The sequence below is a fragment of the Clostridium sp. C8 genome (assembly GCF_001010885.1).
In the GTDB taxonomy this organism is placed as follows: Bacteria; Bacillota; Clostridia; order Clostridiales; family Clostridiaceae; genus Clostridium; species Clostridium sartagoforme.
On the sequence record NZ_LBMX01000042.1, the window covers coordinates 86,707 to 104,885 of the forward strand.

Sequence of the window (18,179 nt, forward strand, 5' to 3'; positions counted from 1 at the left end):
AGAACGTCTAATATAAATTTAAGGAGGGACTACACAATGAATGAAATAATAAGAGCTATTGAAGCAGAACAAATGAGAAGTGATCTTCCAAATTTCAACGTAGGAGATACTGTTAAAGTTTACGTTAAAATTAAAGAAGGTACAAGAGAAAGAATACAAATGTTTGAAGGAACAGTTATTAAGAAGCAAAACGGTGGATTAAGAGAAACTTTCACTGTAAGAAGAGTTGCTTACGGAACTGGAGTAGAAAGAACTTTCCCAATGAACTCTCCAATCATTGATAGAATGGAAGTTTCAAGAAAAGGTAAAGTTAGAAGAGCTAAGTTATTCTACTTAAGAGATAGAGTAGGTAAAGCTGCTAAAGTTAAAGAATTAAACGTTAGATAATATATTATCTAATGATTAAGTAAGGGACTTTTATAAGTCCCTTTTTCTTATTTTTAAGAAATTATAAAAGGTCTATTCTTTTAACAACTTTTTATAATTTCCTGCGTTTAATTGTCAAGGTATATATAAGTTTATATTAATTTGAAGTGAAGTTAGGAAATAAGAAAATTTATATATGTCAACTCTTTTACTTTAAAGTGAAAAGAGTTTATAGAAATTAAACTTTTAAAGATAGATATATAGATAATACAAATGGATATAATACAAATAGTAAAATAGATAGGGAGGAATTTTAATATGCCTACAATAAATTGGTTTCCAGGACATATGAAAAAAACTCAAAGAGAAATAAAAGAAAATTTAAAGTTAGTAGATGCAATAATTGAAATAAGAGATGCTAGAATACCAAGAAGTTCTGCCAATCCAGATATAGATAAGCTTTGCGAAGGAAAACCAAGGGTAATACTTTTAAATAAGAGTGATTTATCAGAAGCTAAAGTGACAAAAATGTGGATGAACTATTTATCCTCAGAAAATGTAAAAGTAATAGAAGTAAATTGTTTAAATGGAAAGGGATTAAATCAAATTAAACCAACTTTAGATTTATTACTTAAAGAAAAGCATGATAGGTTAAAGTCTAAAGGTTTAGTAAAGATACAAATGAGAGTCATGGTAGTAGGGATACCAAATGTAGGTAAATCTACTTTTATAAATAAGATGGCCAAAAATAATATAGCAAAGACTGGAGATAGACCTGGAGTTACAAAGAGTAAACAATGGATAAAAACCAAAATGGATATTGAGATGTTAGATACGCCCGGAGTTTTATGGCCTAAATTTGAGGATGAAAAAACTGCTCTTAACTTAGCATTTACAGGTGCTATTAAAGATGAAATAATGGATGTAGAAGAGCTTGCATATAATTTGGTAAAAAGACTTCAAGTCTTTTATGGAAATAAATTAAAAGATAGATATAAGATTGATGAAATAAATGAAGACCCTCTTGAGACCTTAAATAGCATAGCAAGAAGAAGAGGTTGTTTAATTAAAGGTGGAGAAATAGATTATAATAGAATAGCTGTAATTCTTTTAGATGAATTTAGAGGTGGTAAAATAGGTAATATCTCACTTGAACTGCCAAATGAAGAAGTAATGGGAGAGTAAGTTAATGAATTTATTAAACAATGATATTAAATCATTAAGTTATAAAGAAATAAAATCTTATATAGATGATATTAATATATTTGAAGAAAAAAACAATGATGAAATAAGATATTTAATAGATAAACTTTACTTGGATGAGAGAAAAAATGTTAAATCTTTAGCGGATAAATTATTTAAGCAAAAGGAAAAAATAATCAAAGAAATTCAAAGAGTAAAAAATATGTATAACTTTGATAAAGGATTTGGAAATTATCAGTTTATAGCAGGAGTTGATGAAGTTGGAAGAGGTCCACTTGCAGGTCCTATAGTATCTTGCGCAGTTATATTAGATTTAAATATAATTGATGATGAGCTTATACTTTGGTTAAATGACTCTAAAAAATTATCAGAAAAGAAAAGAGAAGAATTAGCAGAACTTATAAAGGAAAAAGCATTGGCATATCATATATCGGAAAGCTCAAATGAAGAAATAGATAAAAAAGGAATATCTTATTGTAATAATAAGATATTTTTAGAAGCTTGCACATCTATGAAAATAAAGCCTAATCTTATTTTATCAGATGGTTATTTAATAAAAGGAATTAATATTCCTAATAAATCTGTAATAAAGGGTGATGCAAAGTCAGCATCTATAGCAGCAGCATCTATTTTAGCAAAGGTATATAGAGATGATTTAATGAAAGAATATGCAAAGGACTATCCATATTATGCATTTGAAGAAAATGCTGGATATGGTACTAGTAAGCACATAGAAGGTTTGAAGAATTTTGGCCCGTGTAGAATACATAGAAGATCATTTTTGAAAAATATTCTTTAATATAAATATTTAGTTTTGTTTTGATATGTATATATTTAATATCCTCTAAAAGCATCTTCTATATGATTTAAAAAGTATGACTCATTATCTTTATTAAAATAAACTTCAACAACATCAAATCTACAATTATAATTAAAAAGTTTTTTTGTAAGGATATAAAATTTGCATAAATTAATTATTTGTTTTTGTTTGTAGTAGGTAACAGCTTCTAATGGTAACCCATAGGAGTAATTGTACCTACTTTTTACTTCTACAAAAATAATCATTCCCTCATATCTGAATATCAAATCAATTTCTCCATATTTATTTTTAAAATTTTTACTTAATAAATAATAGCCTTTAGATATTAAGTAAGAAGAAGCTAAGTCTTCACCATAACAGCCTATACTCTTATTATATTTACTCATAATACACCACCATAAGAATTTTAAAAATTGTATAAAAATATAACCATCTTATAATATTGACAAAAATAATATATTAAATCATATGAAATAAATGTTTAATAATTAAATTATAGTGTCAATAATGTTTAAGAGGTGATAATGATGTCAATAGAGATAATAAGTGCTACTCACAATGGACTTGATGGGATACTTATAAATGTTGAAGTAGATATAAACAAAGGAATGCCAAGTTTTAGTATCGTTGGTCTTCCTGATGCTTCGATAAAGGAATCAAAAGAAAGAGTACGTTCTGCAATAGTAAATAGTGGATTTGATTTTCCATTAGGAAGAATAACTATAAATTTAGCTCCAGCAGATATAAAAAAAATAGGATCATTACTTGATTTACCAATTGCCCTTGGAATACTTATGAAATCAAATCAAATATGTAATAAAGATCTCAGAGATTTTATAGTATTTGGAGAACTTTCTCTAGGTGGAGAATTAAAAGAAATAAAGGGAATATTACCAATAATTTTTGAGGGAGAAAGTAATAAAAAAAATAACTTTATTTTTCCGTTAAATAATTTAAAAGAATTAAGATCATTTAATATAGGAAATTTTTATCCTTTTAAAACATTAAAAGAAGTTGTTTCTTTTATTAATAACGGAGATTTATTACCATTTACATTTGAAGAAGAAGCTAAAAAATATAATAAAACTTATTTAGATTATTCAGATATTATAGGACAAAAAACATCAAAAAGAGCAATGGAGATAGCAGCTGCTGGAAAACATAATATATTACTTTATGGGTCGCCGGGAGCGGGGAAAACAATGCTTGCTAAAGCACTACCATCTATCTTACCTCCTCTTACATATAAAGAAGAAATGGAAATTGCTAAAATATATAGTGCATCTGGCATATTTTCAGGGGATGAGGGAGTTATTAGACCTTTTAGAAATCCTCATCATACAATAACAAAAATAGCTTTAGTTGGAGGAGGAAAAGAAATAAAAGCAGGAGAAATAACTTTAGCTCATAATGGAATATTATTTTTAGATGAAATATTAGAATTTAAAAGGGATGTTTTAGAAGTTTTAAGAGAGCCTCTAGAAGAAAAAGTAATAAATATAAATAGAATTAATGGAACATACAAGCTTCCATCTAATTTTTTGCTTGTAGGGGCCTTTAATCCTTGTCCATGTGGGTTATTTTTAAATGGAATTGATGAAAATAGATGTACTTGTTCAGAAAGTGATAGAAAAAGATATTTAAATAGATTATCTAGAGCCTTATTAGATCGAATAGATTTGTTGAATTATGTACCACGTTTAAAATATGAAGATATTTCTAAAAGAAAAGATAGTTTAAGTTCTGAAAAAATGAAGAAAAGAGTGCTAAAAGCAAGAGAAATACAAAGAGATAGGTATAAAAAAAGTGAGTATAATTATAATTCGGAGGTAAAAGGCAGGGATATAGAAAATTTATTTAATTTATCAGAAGAAGCCAAAAAAATACTAAAAATACACTATGAAAAACTTAATTTAACTATGAGAGGATATGATAAAATTATAAAAGTTTCAAGGACTATAGCTGATTTAGAAGGCTCAGAAAAAATTCAAGATTATCATATTTTTGAAGCTTTAGGATATAGAAAAAATGTGGATGGAGAAATAGTTTAGTATGAGGGTGGTTACCATGAAAAATGATGAAATATGGTTTATTTTAACCAATATATCCAATGAAAAGAAAAATACACTATTGCAAGAATATGAAAATGAGAGTAACATTAGGAAATATAAAAACAATATTAAAGAATTACAAAAGATAAAAGATAAAGTAATTTCAGAGGATATGATTAAAGATTTTATTAATTACATGAATAATAATGGAATAGGATATATTACAATTAAGTCAAAAGACTATCCAGAAAGTTTAAAAAATAGCATAGATCCTCCATATGTATTGTTTTATAAAGGAAATATAGATTTATTAAAAGGAAAATTGGGAGCTGTAGTAGGTGCTAGAAAATGTACTCAATACGGTATGGAAGTAGCTAAGATTATAGGAAGAGAATTAAGTGAAAATAACGTAACGGTTGTAAGTGGATTAGCATCGGGAATAGATTCAGCTGCACAAAGAAGTTCATTAGAATTTAGAGGTAAAACAATAGGCATATTAGGTTGTGGAATAGATGTTATATATCCTAAAAGTAATAGATATCTTTATGAAAAGGTTATAAGGGAAGGATTATTACTTTCAGAATTTTTACCTAATACACCACCTATGCCGTATAATTTTCCAAGAAGAAATAGAATAATAAGTGGAATAAGTGAAAAAGTAATAATAGTAGAAGCAACTAAAAAAAGTGGCTCATTAATAACAGTTGATTATGCATTAGAAATGGGAAAAGATATAATGGCTGTTCCGGGACCTATTATAAATGGTAATAGTGAAGGGTGTAATAAATTAATAAGAGATGGAGCAAGACCATTTACTGAACTACAGGATTTATATGATTTTTTTAATATAAAAAAAGAAAACAATGAAAAAACGGTAAAAAATGGTTTGAAAAGTTGCTTGTTAAATGTTATAAATAATGAACCGAAGCATTTGGATGATATAATAGAATCGGTAAATGTTGACAGAAAGGTATTGTTTGAGTTATTATTTGAAATGCAAAACAGAAATGAAATAATTTGCCTTCCTGGCAATTATTATGCAAAATCATTATGAATTTAAGGGGGTGTAGACTCCATAAAATTTACTGGAGTTTTTATGTATGGGACAAAATCTTGTAATAGTAGAATCACCTGCAAAGGCTAAGACTATAGGAAAATATCTTGGTAAGAATTATATAGTAGAAGCATCCATGGGGCATGTGAGAGATTTGCCAAAAAGTAAGCTAGGCGTTGATATAGAAGATAATTTTAATCCGAAATATATAACAATAAGAGGAAAAGGCGATCTTATAACTAAGCTTAAGAAAGCTGCTAAAAAAGTTGATAAAGTATATCTTGCAACTGACCCTGATCGTGAGGGAGAAGCAATATCATGGCATTTAGCTAATATATTAAATATTTCAGAAGATGAAAAATGTAGAATAGTTTTCAATGAAATAACAAAAAATGCAGTAAAATCATCAATAAAAGAGGCTAGAAAAATAAATATCAACTTAGTAGATGCACAACAAGCTAGAAGAGTATTGGATAGGTTAGTTGGTTATGAAATAAGCCCAATCTTGTGGAAAAATATAAAATGGGGATTAAGTGCTGGAAGAGTTCAATCAGCAGCCTTAAAGCTTATTTGTGATAGAGAAGAGGAAATTAATAAATTTGAGCCTAAGGAATATTGGACTGTTGACTGTGTAGCAACTAAAGATAGAAAAAAGTTTCCTATAAAATTAGTTCAGTATAAAAACAAGAAAATTGAGATAAATACTAAAGAAGAAAGCGATAAGATAATAGAAGAACTAAAAAAAGACAAATTTATAGTTACTAAAGTAAAAAAAGGTACTAAGGCGAAAAATCCATTACCTCCCTTTACAACTAGTACACTTCAACAAGAAGCATCAAAAAAACTAAATTTTATGACTAAAAGAACTATGTCAATAGCTCAAGTATTATATGAAGGAGTAGAAGTTAAGGGTTATGGTACAGTTGGGTTAATAACTTATATGAGAACTGATTCAGTAAGAATTTCTGATGAGGCACAAGGTAAAGCGTTAGAATTTATTAATTTAAATTATGGAAAGGACTATGCACCAAAGTCACCTAGAATATATAAAGGAAAGAAAAATATTCAAGATGCTCATGAAGCAATAAGACCATCAATAATTGAAATAACGCCGGAAATTGCAAAAAATTCTTTAACATCAGAACAGTTTAAATTATATTCTTTAATATGGAATAGATTTATGGCGAGCCAAATGGCTTCATGTGAATTAAACACTAATAGTATAGAAATTAGAAACGGTGATTATAAATTCAAAGCAAGCGGATCCACAATAAAATTTGATGGATTTATGAAGTTGTATGAATATGCAACTGAAGAAGATAATGAGGATGTTTTATTACCTAAGTTAGAAGAAAATGATGATTTAAATAAAGTTGACATAGAAGGAAAACAACATTTTACTCAACCACCAGCACGATATAGTGAAGCTTCGTTTGTAAAGTTATTAGAAGAAAAAGGCATAGGAAGACCAAGTACTTATGTGCCGACAATAACTACATTATTAAGTAGAGATTATGTTAAGAGAGAAAAGAAAAACTTAATTCCAACTGATCTTGGATTTATAGTTAATAATATGCTTAGTGAATATTTTAAACAAATAGTAGATGTAGATTTTACAGCAGAAATGGAAAAGAACTTAGATCACATAGAAGAAGGCGAAGAAGAGTGGAGAAAAGTTGTAGCAGAATTTTTTCAACCATTAAAAGTAGCAATAGATAAAGCTGAAAAAGAAGTTTCTAAAGTTGTTATAGAAGATAAGGTAAGCGATGTTCCTTGTGATAAATGTGGTCGAATGATGGTTATAAAACGTGGAAGATATGGAAATTTCTTAGCATGTCCTGGATATCCAGAATGTAAAAATGCCAAACCTATTGTGGAAGAAATTGAAGCTCCTTGTCCAAAATGTGGTGGGAAGATTCTAGCAAAGAAAAGTAAAAAGGGGAAAAAATTTTTTGGATGTTCTAATTATCCACAATGTGACTTCGTAAGTTGGAACGAACCATTAAAAGATAAATGCCCAGATTGTAGTTCTTATATGGTTTTGAAATATAGTAAAACTAAGGGAAATTATGCTCAGTGTTCAAATTCTGATTGTAATAAAGTTATTATAATAAATAAAGAAAATAATGAAAATAAGGAATAGAAATCAATTACAAATTAATAAAATATTAAAATAAATGCTTTTTCAACAGAAATGTCGAAAATAGCAAGAAATTTGTTGAAAATAGAAATCTTCTATGATAGTATAAATAAGTAATAAAGATATTTTGAGAAAATTTTAAAAATTTTAAATTTTCAAAAAATTTATTATTGTATTTATAGGAGGAAGATGGGATGTCGTCATTATTAAACAAAACAAGAATGTTGAATAAAATATTACAAAAATCCGGTACAGATCCTGTAGCTTTTGAAGATATATGCGCATTATTAAGTGAAGTTTTATTATGTAATGTTTATGTAACAAGTAGGAAAGGTAAAATACTTGGATATGCATTTTCGAAAAATTTTGAATGTGATGTTATGAAAAATCAAGTCATAGATGAAAAGAGATTTCCAAAAGATTATAACGATAATTTACTAAATATTCATGAAAGTATTGCTAATTTAGCAAATAAAGGTCTATGTGTATTTGAAGATCAAGGAAATTGTATTATGAAAGATAAAATAACTACAATAGTTCCTATAATAGGTAATAGAGAAAGATTAGGCACTTTAATGCTTGCAAGATTTGGAGAGAAATTTACAGATGAAGATTTAGTATTAGCTGAATATAGTGCCACTATAGTTGGCATGGAAATACTAAGATCTAAACAAGTTGAAATAGAAGAAGAAGCAAGAAAAAAAGCAGTAGTACAATTAGCAATAGGAACTTTATCATATTCAGAACTAGAAGCTGTAGAGCATATTTTTGGAGAGCTAGAAGGAAATGAAGGATTACTAGTTGCATCTAAGATAGCTGATAAAGTTGGAATAACAAGAAGTGTTATAGTTAATGCACTTAGAAAATTTGAAAGTGCAGGGGTAATAGAGTCTAGATCACTTGGGATGAAGGGAACACATATAAAAATCTTAAATGAAAAGCTATTAGACGAATTAAAAAAGATAAATTAACATAAAATAAAAGCGTCAATTACTAATGTAATATGGCGCTTTTAAATTTTAAAAAATATATTTTGAAATTGAAAGAATTTATAAAACAAATAGAATATAAAAACTATAAAAATGTTTTATATTATCCATAAAAATTTGAATATTAGAAAAAATGTAAAACTATAAAAATTTACATTTAATGATTTTTAAATGAAAAAAATCTTGCCACTATAATTAGGTTATGTTATACTAACAAAGGTAAATAAATACACACATTATCAGATTTATAGAGATGGTGCCTTATTTTGAGGAAACTTTATAAGAAGATAATGGAGGAAATAACCAGGAGGTAGAAAAATGTCAGTTATATCAATGAAACAATTATTAGAAGCAGGTGTACACTTTGGACACCAAACAAGAAGATGGAACCCTAAGATGGCTCCTTATATATTCACAGAAAGAAATGGAATATATATAATAGATCTTCAAAAAACAGTTAAAAAAGTAGATGAAGCTTATAACTTTATAAAAGAAGTTGCAACAGAAGGAAAAGATATCTTATTTGTAGGAACTAAGAAACAAGCTCAAGAAGCTATCGAAGAAGAAGCAATAAGATCAAATATGCACTTTGTTAATAGCAGATGGTTAGGTGGTATGTTAACAAACTTCAAAACTATCAAAACTAGAATTAATAGATTAGAAGCTTTAAAGACTATGGAAGAAGATGGAACTTTTGAAGTTTTACCTAAGAAAGAAGTTATAAAATTAAAAGGCGAAATGGAAAAGCTAGAAAAGAACTTAGGTGGAATTAAGAACTTAGATGCTACTAATATAGGCGCTATATTTGTAGTTGACCCAAGAAAAGAAAAGAATGCTATTTCAGAAGCTAAGATTTTAGGAATACCAGTAGTAGGTATAGTTGATACTAACTGTGATCCAGAAGAAGTTGATTACGTAATTCCAGGAAATGATGATGCAATAAGAGCTGTTAAATTAATAACTGCAAAAATTGCTGATGGTATAATCGAAGGAAGACAAGGCGAACAATTAGCTGAATAATAAAATTAAAGGTAGGTGAGAATTCTCATTTACCTTTTAACCTAAATAATAAGGTTTACATTAAGTTAGGAGGAATTTACATTATGATAACTGCTCAATCAGTTAAAGAATTAAGAGAAAAAACTGGTGCAGGAATGATGGACTGCAAAAAAGCTTTAACAGAATCTCAAGGAGATATGGAAAAAGCTATTGAAATATTAAGAGAAAAAGGTTTGGCTGCTGCTGCTAAGAAAGCAGGAAGAGTTGCTGCTGAAGGTATAGTTAAAACTTACATATCAGAAGACAAAAAAACAGCAGGTATAGTTGAATTAAACTGTGAAACAGACTTTGTTGCTGCTAATGAAGAATTTGTGAATTTCGCAAATAGATTAGCAGAAATGGCATCAACAACTTCTACTACAACTTTAGAAGGATTTGTTGCTGAAAAATTTGATGCTGAAAATACAGTTTCAGAAGCACTAACTGCATTAATAGCTAAGTTAGGTGAAAACATGACTGTAAGAAGATTTGAAAAATTTGTTGTAGCAAATGGTGTAGTTGAAAGCTACATTCACGGTGGCGGAAGAATTGGTGTTGTTGTTGAATTAGGATGCGATGCTGATAATACTGCTGTTTTAAGTGAAGTTGCAAAAGATGTTTGTATGCAAGTAGCTGCTGCAAATCCAACATTCTTAAGTAGAGAATACGTAGATACAGACTCTTTAGAAAAAGAAAAAGAAATCTACAGAGTTCAAGCTTTAAATGAAGGAAAACCAGAAAACATAGTAGAAAAAATGGTAATGGGAAGAATTCAAAAATACTATAAAGAAGTATGTCTTTTAGATCAAGCATGGGTAAAAGATGGAGATAAGAGTATAAGCAAGTACCTTCAAGAAAAATCAAAGGAAGTTGGTTCTCCAATAACTATAAACAAATTTGTAAGATTCGAAAGAGGAGAAGGTATCGAAAAAGCAGAAGATAACTTCGCTGAAGAAGTAGCTAAGATGACTAAGTAATACAAAGGAGGACACATAGGTGTTCTCTTTTTTTAGGAAATAGTCAAATAATATATGGAGGTACTAAGAATGGAAAAAAGCAAATATAAGAGAGTAATACTAAAGGTTTCGGGGGAAGCTTTAGCAGGAGTAAATGGATTTGGATTTGATTTTGATATAGTAAAAAGAATTACTTTAGAAGTAAAAGATTTAGTTGAAATGGGAGTAGAAGTTGGATTAGTTGTAGGTGGAGGAAATATCTGGAGAGGAAGAAGTGGAGAGGGCATGGATAGGTCACAAGCAGACCATATGGGTATGCTAGCTACATGTATAAATGCACTAGCTCTTCAAGATTCACTTGAACAAAATGGAGTTATGACGAGAGTACAAACAGCTATAGAAATGAAAGAAATTGCCGAGCCATTTATAAGAAGAAGAGCTGTAAGACATTTAGAAAAAGGTAGAGTAGTAATATTTGCAGCAGGAACAGGAAATCCATACTTCTCAACTGATACTACAGCAGCTTTAAGAGCAGCAGAAATAGAAGCTGATGTTATACTTCTAGCTAAAAAAGTTGATGGAGTTTATGATAAAGATCCATATAAGTATTCAGATGCTAAAAAATATGATAAACTTAATTATATAGAAGTACTTGAAAAAGGATTACAAGTAATGGATTCAACTGCAACTTCTTTATGTATGGATAACAATATTCCAATCTTAGTATTTGGATTAGATGAGCCAGGAAATATAAAAAAAGCTATTTCTGGTGAAAAAATAGGAACTTTAGTTTCATCTAAAAAATAGGAGGTTTTTATGATTAAGGATATTATTCAAAAAGCAGAAGAGAAAATGAAGAAAACTATTTCTGTATTAAAATCAGATCTTTCGACAATGAGAGCCGGAAGAGCCAACCCAACTATGCTTGATAGAATTCACATTGATTATTATGGCAGTCAATGTCCGCTAAATCAAGTGGCTAATATATCAGCTCCAGAACCAAGGGTTTTAGTGATTTCACCTTGGGAAAGAAGTTTAATAAAAGAAATAGAAAAAGCTATTCTTATATCAGACTTAGGAATTAATCCATCCAATGATGGAAGTGTGATTAGATTAGTTGTTCCAGAGTTAACAGAAGAAACAAGAAAAAATCTTGTTAAAAATGTTAAGAAAACTGGCGAAGAAGCAAAAGTTGCTTTAAGATCAATAAGAAGAGAAGCTAATGATAAAATTAAAGTGTTAAAGAAAGATGGAGAGATCACTGAAGATGAACTTAAAAATTCAGAAGAAAAAGTTCAAAAAATAATAGATTCTTTCGTTAAAGAAGTAGATACAATAATTTTGGCAAAAGAAAAAGAGATTATGTCAATTTAAAACCTGCCTTTAGCAGGTTTTTTTCCATATTAGAAGTGGCGGAGGGAATAAAAATATGTTAGATATTTTTAAAACTAATAAAAGTAGAAAGAATAAAGAACAAATAGTTTTAGATAAAGAAAATATACCTAAACATATAGCTATAATTATGGATGGAAACGGAAGATGGGCTAAGCAAAGAAATCTTCCAAGAACTATGGGACATAAAGCAGGAGTGGAAACTATAAGAAAGGTAATAAAGGAATCTAATAAGTTAGGGATAAAATATTTAACTTTATATGCATTTTCAACTGAGAATTGGAAGAGACCAAATGATGAAGTTTCGGCTCTTATGAAACTACTAGTTGAGTATTTGAAAAATGAGTTAGAAGAGTTAAATAAAAATCAAGTTGTTATAAATATTTTAGGTGATATTGATAAGTTGCCTAGTGATGCTCAAAGAGAAATAAGAAAAGCCATTGTGACAACTAAAGATAATATTGGAATTTCTTTAAATATAGCTTTCAATTATGGTGGAAGGGATGAAATATTAAGGGCGGTTAATTTGGTATTAGAAGAAGTTAAAAAGGGAAATATAAATGAAGATAGCATAAGCGAAGATATATTTGAAAAATATTTATATACTTATAATATACCAGACCCGGATTTGATAATAAGACCATCAGGGGAACAAAGAATTAGTAATTTTTTATTATGGCAATGTGCTTATTCAGAATTTTGGTATTCTAATGTATGCTGGCCTGATTTTAAAGAAGAACACTTACATAAAGCCATATATGATTATCAGCACAGAGATAGACGATATGGTGGAGTATAGTAGTTGAGGTGGAGTAATGAAGTTAAATAGTAGATATTTAGGAGCCGCTATGATAGCGCCATTTATATTGTTTATTTTTTTAGGCGGAATATGGCTTAAGGCTTTTACAATAGTGATTTCAATATTTGGATTATATGAATTTTACAATGCTTTAAAAGAAAAAAAATTTAACCCAATATCTATAGGAGGATATGCACTTTTAATTATTTTTTATTTAAGAGGAAATAATTTTGAAGAAGCTATGTATATTTTAATATTATCAACTATTTTATTATTAATAATACCAGTTGTAAATTTAAAATATAATTTTATTGATGTTTCACTAACTTTATTAGGATTCTTATATGTAGCAATATTATTTAGTTTTATTCCGATAGTTAATAATAAAGTTGGAGGACAATACTTGGTTTGGTTAATTTTCCTTGGGTCTTGGATTGCAGATACTACAGCCTATTATTGTGGAAAGTATTTAGGAAAAAGAAAGTTATGTCCAGAGATTAGCCCTAAAAAAACAATTGCAGGATCGGTAGGGGGATTTTTAGGAAGTACTATTGGATGTGGAATTTATGGTATAATAATAGGAATTAATGTACCAGAAGTTCAAACAATCCATTTCTTCTTAATAGGTGGATTATGTGGCATAATGGGGCAACTTGGAGATTTAGTAGCATCATCTGTAAAAAGATATGTTGGAATAAAGGATTATAGTAATTTAATACCTGGTCATGGTGGAATTTTAGATAGATTTGACTCAATATTATTTAATGCGGTAGTAGTCTTTTATTACTTAACCTTTATTGTAGGAATTTAGAAGAACATAAGTATAAAATGGAATTTAATATATTAGCTAAAAATAAGGTAGAGAAACTTCTCTACCTTATTTTTAAATAAATATACTTATATAAATAGATAAAAGGTATGTATTATTATTATAATTAATATAATCATAGTATGAAATAATTAGGAGTAGTGCTATGAAATTATATGAAAATTACAATAAAATAATAAACTTAGTTATTACATTTATTATTGTTTCTGTAATAACTATTTTAATAAAAAACTATTTTCAACCTTTTTTAATAATATTAATACTGATATTAATAACTCAACCAATATATAAATTTTTCTTAAAAATTAATATACCAAAATCAATATGTGCGATTTTAAGTTTGCTTATAGTAAACTTAGGAATATTCATGATAGTATTTTATTTCGGCAATACAATATTGGAAATGTTCTATAAATTTTATAGAAATAATATGAAAGAGGTAGATGCTTTCATTACTAATATGAAAGTACTTTTAAACTTCGATTTAAATAAAATTTTGCAAACATTAAGTGGTTTTCTTAATAGTAATATGATTATGCAAGGTGCTATAGTTACAGGGGGCGGAATCGTATCATATTTTATAGCAAATATAGTAGATTATTTTATATTAGTAGATAAAAATAAGATTTATGATTTATTAAAAAATTTATTTCCTAATGAAATAATAATTAATTTTTCTAAAAAAATAAAAAATTTAAAAGAAGTATTCAAAGTTGAACTTAAATTGATAATATTAAGTGCATGTATAATAATTTTAGGTTTTAAGGTGCTTCAAATACATAATAGTATTTTTTTAGGAATTTTATGTGCCGTTTTAGATATACTTCCTTTTGTTGGGACAACAATTGTTTTTATACCAATTATAATATACAATATTGTAATGAAGAGATATTTATTAGTATTTGGATTAATTGCATTATATTTATTAGAGCGTTTGACAAGAGAAATACTTGAAGCTAAATTTTTAAGTAATAAATTAGCCATTCATCCTTTAATAGTAATAATATCGATTTATGTAGGGGTAAAAATGTTTGGGTTTATTGGTATAATATCAGGACCAATTTATAGCATAATTGCAAAAGATATGATTTACGGCAGTTAAATACTGAGTACTTAGGAGGTAAATATGAGAAAAATTTCAATTTTAGGAGCTACAGGCTCTATAGGCACACAAACTTTAGAAGTAATAAGAAACTCAAATAAAGAAATAAAACTTATAGGAGTAAGTGCTAATTCTTCTGTTGAAAAGATTAAGGAAATAATAAATGAATTTAGTCCTAAATACGTAGCTATGATGGATGAAGAAAGTTATAAATCAATTAAAGATTATTGTTCAGTAAATAAGTTAATGATAGAAGTTTTCTCAGGCATAGAAGGACTTGAGAAAATTGCATCCTTAGATGAAATAGATATGGTTGTGACTTCTGTTGTAGGAATGATTGGTTTAAGACCGACAATGAAAGCTATTGAAGCTAAAAAAGATATAGCTTTAGCAAATAAGGAAACTTTAGTAGTGGCTGGAGAACTTGTTATAAATAAAGCAAAAGAGATGGGAGTTGATATACTTCCAGTAGATTCAGAACATAGTGCTATATTCCAAGCATTAAATGGGTATACTGAAAAGGATGTGAGCAAAATTATTCTAACAGCATCTGGAGGGCCTTTTAGAGGAAAGGATACTGAATATTTAAAAAGTGTTAGCGTTAAAGAGGCGCTTAAGCATCCAAAGTGGAATATGGGGCAAAAGATATCTATTGATTCAGCAACACTTATGAACAAAGGTCTTGAAGTTATTGAAGCACATTTTTTATTCAATTGTCCATATGAAAATATAGAAGTTGTAGTTCACCCTCAAAGTATAATTCATTCTATGGTAGAATATAAAGATGCAAGTGTGGTTGCTCAATTAGGCTCAACAGATATGAAGTTACCAATTCAATATGCAATTAATAAAAAAGAAAGAAAACATGCTATAGCAGAAAAACTTAATTTCTATGAAATTGGAACGCTAACTTTTGAGAAACCTGATTTGGAAACTTTTAAATGCTTGAAACTTGCTTATAAAGTTGGAAAAGAAGGTGGCTTAGCTCCATGTATATTAAATGGTGCTAACGAAGAAGCTGTAGCTTTATTACTAGAAGAGAAAATAAAATTTTTACAAGTTTCAGAAATAATTGAAGAATCTTTAGAATACTTTAAAGAGGAAAAATTAAAAAAAGTCACTCTAGAAAATGTAATTGAGTTAGATAAAAAAGTAAGAGAGTATATAAGGTTAAAATGGAGTTAGGAGGAGAGAGAGATTGTATATAATATACGCGTTATTAGGGTTTAGTTTACTTATAATAGTTCATGAACTTGGTCATTTTACTATGGCAAAGTTAAATAAAATAAAGGTTGAAGAATTTGCTATTGGAATGGGCCCGAAAATATTTTCAACTCAAGGAAAAGAAACAAAATATTCAATAGGTTTGTTTCCTATTGGAGGATATGTTAAAATGATGGGGGAAGAAGAAGAAGTTCAAGATGAAAGAAGTTTTTCTTCAAAGTCACCTCTTAGAAGGATAAGTGTAATTATAGCAGGAGCAACGATGAACTTTTTGTTTGCTATAATAATATTTACGGTGTTTTTAAATAAATTTGGTTATAGTTTACCGACAGTAAAAAATTTATCTGAAAATATGCCTGCTATAGAAGCTGGATTACAAAAAGGTGATGAATTTTTAAAAGTTAATGGAAGTAAGGTTTTTTCAGCTGATGACCTAACAATAGGTATAAATTTGGCTAAAGATAAGCCAATTAACTTTTTAATAGAAAGAAATGGGGAGAAAAAAGAAATTACTGTTGTTCCTAAACTAGTAAAGGAAAGCGATAGAGAAAGATATATGATAGGCTTTGAATTTCAAAGAATAGAAAAACCGGGAATTGTTCAAAGTTTTAAACAAAGTTTTAAGGAAACAGCATCTGTAGTAAATCAAACCTATAAAGGTCTAAAAATGATGATTACAGGAAATGTAAACTTTAAGACTGATGTAGGGGGACCGGTATCTATAATTAGAATGTCAAGTGAAGCCGCAAAAAATGGTATATGGAATCTTATGTATTTTGTAGCTTTCATAAGTATAAACTTAGCTGTATTTAATATGCTACCATTCCCAGCATTAGATGGTGGTTGGACTGTAATATTATTAATAGAGCTTATTACAAGAAGAAAAGTTCCAGATAAGGTAGTTGGGGCAATGAACTACGTTGGATTAATGCTACTTTTTGGACTTATGATAGTAGTTACAATAAAGGATATATTATTCCCTATACAAATTTAGGAGAGGAAATAAAATGGAAAGAAAAAAAACAAGAAAAGTTAAAGTTGGAAGTTGTTATATAGGAGGTGATGCTCCTGTATCTATTCAATCAATGACTAATACAGATACAAGAGATGCAGAAGCAACGCTAAAACAAATAGATTATTTATATAAAGCAGGATGCGAGATAATAAGATGTGCAGTTCCTGATATGAAAGCTGCGGAAGCTCTAAGAGATATATGTGAAAATTCACCTATCCCTGTAGTTGCTGATATACACTTTGACTATAAATTAGCTTTGGCGGCTATTGAAAATGGAGTATCTGCTTTAAGAATCAATCCAGGCAATATAGGAAGTATAGAAAAAGTTAAGATAGTTGCAGAAGCTGCAAAAGCTAAAAGTTTACCAATTAGAATTGGCGTAAATTCAGGTTCTTTAGAAAAGGATATATTAGAAAGAGACGGGAAACCAACTGCAAAGGGATTAGTAGAGTCAGCTTTAAGACATGTTAAAATATTAGAAGAATTAAATTTTTATGATATAGTTATATCTATAAAATCATCAGATGTTGTAATGATGATAGAAGCTTATAGATTAATGAGCGAAAGTTGTAATTATCCTCTTCATTTAGGAGTAACTGAATCAGGAACACCTTTTAGAGGAACTATAAAATCAAGTATAGGACTTGGCACACTTTTAGCTGAAGGTATAGGGGATACAGTTAGAGTATCTTTAACTAGTGATCCTATTGAAGAAATAAAAGTAGCTAAAGAAATATTAAAAGCTTTAAAATTAAGAGAAAGTGGCTTACAATTTATATCTTGCCCTACTTGTGGTAGAACTCAAATAAACCTTATTAAAATAGCACAAGAAGTTGAGAAAAAGTTAGAAAGTATAAATAAAAATATTAAAGTTGCTGTAATGGGATGTGCTGTTAATGGACCAGGAGAAGCAAGAGAAGCAGATATTGGAATTGCAGGTGGAAGAGGAGAAGGCTTAATCTTCAAAAAAGGTATAATTGTGAAAAAGGTTAAAGAAGAAGATTTAATTGAAGAATTAATGAAAGAAATAGAAAATATGTAATTAAAATAATTGACAATGAGTAATGAAAAATTAAGTTTAAATAAATGCTTAGTTAACATTAACATTGTCAATTATTTCGTTGAATTTTAATTGGTAAATATTAAATTATCTGTTATCAATTAAACATTATCCATTACTAATTATTGATTGTATAGGAGG

18 protein-coding genes are annotated in these 18,179 nt (G+C 28.4%); 17 read left to right on the forward strand and 1 reads right to left on the reverse strand.

The genetic code is table 11. The features are described from left to right. The first annotated feature begins 36 nt into the window (after positions 1 to 36). The 3 genes from rplS to AAT22_RS06335 all read left to right on the forward strand — a co-directional run bounded on the left by rplS (position 37) and on the right by AAT22_RS06335 (position 2,368). A complete protein-coding gene (gene rplS / locus AAT22_RS06325; RefSeq protein WP_016206392.1) occupies positions 37 to 387 on the forward strand; it encodes a 50S ribosomal protein L19 in 351 nt (116 codons plus the stop codon). Between the two features lie 297 nt (positions 388 to 684). Further along, on the forward strand, positions 685 to 1,551 hold the full coding sequence (gene ylqF / locus AAT22_RS06330; RefSeq protein ID WP_047000607.1) for a ribosome biogenesis GTPase YlqF: 867 nt from the start codon (positions 685 to 687) through the stop codon (positions 1,549 to 1,551). Between the two features lie 4 nt (positions 1,552 to 1,555). Further along, entirely contained in the window at positions 1,556 to 2,368 is an 813-nt protein-coding gene (locus AAT22_RS06335; RefSeq protein ID WP_047000608.1) for a ribonuclease HII, read from the forward strand. Between the two features lie 35 nt (positions 2,369 to 2,403). On the opposite strand, the gene AAT22_RS06340 is transcribed toward AAT22_RS06335, so the two are convergent. Then, on the reverse strand, positions 2,404 to 2,775 hold the full coding sequence (locus tag AAT22_RS06340; RefSeq protein WP_047000609.1) for a YraN family protein: 372 nt from the start codon (positions 2,773 to 2,775) through the stop codon (positions 2,404 to 2,406). 141 nt (positions 2,776 to 2,916) lie between these two features. On the opposite strand from AAT22_RS06340, the gene AAT22_RS06345 reads away from it, so the two are divergent. The 14 genes from AAT22_RS06345 (at position 2,917) to ispG (ending at position 18,020) form a co-directional block, all read left to right on the forward strand. Beyond that, a complete protein-coding gene (locus tag AAT22_RS06345) occupies positions 2,917 to 4,440 on the forward strand; it encodes a YifB family Mg chelatase-like AAA ATPase (protein ID WP_047000610.1) in 1,524 nt (507 codons plus the stop codon). 16 nt (positions 4,441 to 4,456) lie between these two features. Beyond that, positions 4,457 to 5,494 (forward strand): DNA-processing protein DprA, encoded by a 1,038-nt coding sequence (dprA, locus tag AAT22_RS06350; protein ID WP_016206343.1) that lies wholly within the window; start codon positions 4,457 to 4,459, stop codon positions 5,492 to 5,494. Between the two features lie 46 nt (positions 5,495 to 5,540). Beyond that, on the forward strand, positions 5,541 to 7,637 hold the full coding sequence (gene topA / locus AAT22_RS06355) for a type I DNA topoisomerase (RefSeq protein ID WP_047000611.1): 2,097 nt from the start codon (positions 5,541 to 5,543) through the stop codon (positions 7,635 to 7,637). A 191-nt stretch (positions 7,638 to 7,828) separates the two neighbouring features. Then, a complete protein-coding gene (gene codY, locus AAT22_RS06360; RefSeq protein WP_016206341.1) occupies positions 7,829 to 8,605 on the forward strand; it encodes a GTP-sensing pleiotropic transcriptional regulator CodY in 777 nt (258 codons plus the stop codon). Positions 8,606 to 8,941: 336 nt separating this feature from the next. Further along, the gene (rpsB, locus tag AAT22_RS06365; RefSeq protein ID WP_016206340.1) at positions 8,942 to 9,643 is read left to right on the forward strand and encodes a 30S ribosomal protein S2; all 702 of its coding nucleotides are present in this window, start codon (positions 8,942 to 8,944) and stop codon (positions 9,641 to 9,643) included. An 83-nt stretch (positions 9,644 to 9,726) separates the two neighbouring features. Next, positions 9,727 to 10,638 (forward strand): translation elongation factor Ts, encoded by a 912-nt coding sequence (gene tsf / locus AAT22_RS06370; protein ID WP_016206339.1) that lies wholly within the window; start codon positions 9,727 to 9,729, stop codon positions 10,636 to 10,638. 69 nt (positions 10,639 to 10,707) lie between these two features. Then, entirely contained in the window at positions 10,708 to 11,424 is a 717-nt protein-coding gene (pyrH, locus tag AAT22_RS06375) for a UMP kinase (protein ID WP_016206338.1), read from the forward strand. A gap of 9 nt (positions 11,425 to 11,433) precedes the next feature. Then, complete coding sequence (frr, locus tag AAT22_RS06380) at positions 11,434 to 11,991, forward strand: ribosome recycling factor (RefSeq protein ID WP_016206337.1); 558 nt, start codon at positions 11,434 to 11,436, stop codon at positions 11,989 to 11,991. Positions 11,992 to 12,046: 55 nt separating this feature from the next. Next, positions 12,047 to 12,808 (forward strand): isoprenyl transferase, encoded by a 762-nt coding sequence (locus tag AAT22_RS06385; protein ID WP_047000612.1) that lies wholly within the window; start codon positions 12,047 to 12,049, stop codon positions 12,806 to 12,808. Positions 12,809 to 12,824: 16 nt separating this feature from the next. Further along, positions 12,825 to 13,619: a phosphatidate cytidylyltransferase gene (locus AAT22_RS06390; RefSeq protein ID WP_016206335.1), complete on the forward strand. Its 795-nt coding sequence runs from the start codon at positions 12,825 to 12,827 to the stop codon at positions 13,617 to 13,619. Positions 13,620 to 13,782: 163 nt separating this feature from the next. Beyond that, a complete protein-coding gene (locus AAT22_RS06395; protein ID WP_047000613.1) occupies positions 13,783 to 14,739 on the forward strand; it encodes an AI-2E family transporter in 957 nt (318 codons plus the stop codon). 24 nt (positions 14,740 to 14,763) lie between these two features. Further along, on the forward strand, positions 14,764 to 15,924 hold the full coding sequence (gene dxr / locus AAT22_RS06400; RefSeq protein ID WP_016206334.1) for a 1-deoxy-D-xylulose-5-phosphate reductoisomerase: 1,161 nt from the start codon (positions 14,764 to 14,766) through the stop codon (positions 15,922 to 15,924). A 13-nt stretch (positions 15,925 to 15,937) separates the two neighbouring features. Then, complete coding sequence (rseP, locus tag AAT22_RS06405; RefSeq protein ID WP_016206333.1) at positions 15,938 to 16,957, forward strand: RIP metalloprotease RseP; 1,020 nt, start codon at positions 15,938 to 15,940, stop codon at positions 16,955 to 16,957. A 13-nt stretch (positions 16,958 to 16,970) separates the two neighbouring features. Further along, the gene (ispG, locus tag AAT22_RS06410; protein ID WP_016206332.1) at positions 16,971 to 18,020 is read left to right on the forward strand and encodes a flavodoxin-dependent (E)-4-hydroxy-3-methylbut-2-enyl-diphosphate synthase; all 1,050 of its coding nucleotides are present in this window, start codon (positions 16,971 to 16,973) and stop codon (positions 18,018 to 18,020) included. The last annotated feature ends 159 nt before the right edge of the window (positions 18,021 to 18,179 follow it).

What these genes read in the sequence shown, in the direction of transcription:
- topA (WP_047000611.1), top strand. Translation starts at nt 5,541, where the DNA reads ATGGGACAAAATCTTGTAATAGTAGAATCACCTGCAAAGGCTAAGACT.
- rplS (WP_016206392.1), top strand. Translation starts at nt 37, where the DNA reads ATGAATGAAATAATAAGAGCTATTGAAGCAGAACAAATGAGAAGTGAT.
- AAT22_RS06340 (WP_047000609.1), bottom strand. Translation starts at nt 2,775, where the DNA reads ATGAGTAAATATAATAAGAGTATAGGCTGTTATGGTGAAGACTTAGCT.
- frr (WP_016206337.1), top strand. Translation starts at nt 11,434, where the DNA reads ATGATTAAGGATATTATTCAAAAAGCAGAAGAGAAAATGAAGAAAACT.
- dprA (WP_016206343.1), top strand. Translation starts at nt 4,457, where the DNA reads ATGAAAAATGATGAAATATGGTTTATTTTAACCAATATATCCAATGAA.
- ylqF (WP_047000607.1), top strand. Translation starts at nt 685, where the DNA reads ATGCCTACAATAAATTGGTTTCCAGGACATATGAAAAAAACTCAAAGA.
- AAT22_RS06385 (WP_047000612.1), top strand. Translation starts at nt 12,047, where the DNA reads ATGTTAGATATTTTTAAAACTAATAAAAGTAGAAAGAATAAAGAACAA.
- codY (WP_016206341.1), top strand. Translation starts at nt 7,829, where the DNA reads ATGTCGTCATTATTAAACAAAACAAGAATGTTGAATAAAATATTACAA.
- ispG (WP_016206332.1), top strand. Translation starts at nt 16,971, where the DNA reads ATGGAAAGAAAAAAAACAAGAAAAGTTAAAGTTGGAAGTTGTTATATA.
- pyrH (WP_016206338.1), top strand. Translation starts at nt 10,708, where the DNA reads ATGGAAAAAAGCAAATATAAGAGAGTAATACTAAAGGTTTCGGGGGAA.
- AAT22_RS06335 (WP_047000608.1), top strand. Translation starts at nt 1,556, where the DNA reads ATGAATTTATTAAACAATGATATTAAATCATTAAGTTATAAAGAAATA.
- AAT22_RS06345 (WP_047000610.1), top strand. Translation starts at nt 2,917, where the DNA reads ATGTCAATAGAGATAATAAGTGCTACTCACAATGGACTTGATGGGATA.
- dxr (WP_016206334.1), top strand. Translation starts at nt 14,764, where the DNA reads ATGAGAAAAATTTCAATTTTAGGAGCTACAGGCTCTATAGGCACACAA.
- rpsB (WP_016206340.1), top strand. Translation starts at nt 8,942, where the DNA reads ATGTCAGTTATATCAATGAAACAATTATTAGAAGCAGGTGTACACTTT.
- tsf (WP_016206339.1), top strand. Translation starts at nt 9,727, where the DNA reads ATGATAACTGCTCAATCAGTTAAAGAATTAAGAGAAAAAACTGGTGCA.
- AAT22_RS06390 (WP_016206335.1), top strand. Translation starts at nt 12,825, where the DNA reads ATGAAGTTAAATAGTAGATATTTAGGAGCCGCTATGATAGCGCCATTT.
- AAT22_RS06395 (WP_047000613.1), top strand. Translation starts at nt 13,783, where the DNA reads ATGAAATTATATGAAAATTACAATAAAATAATAAACTTAGTTATTACA.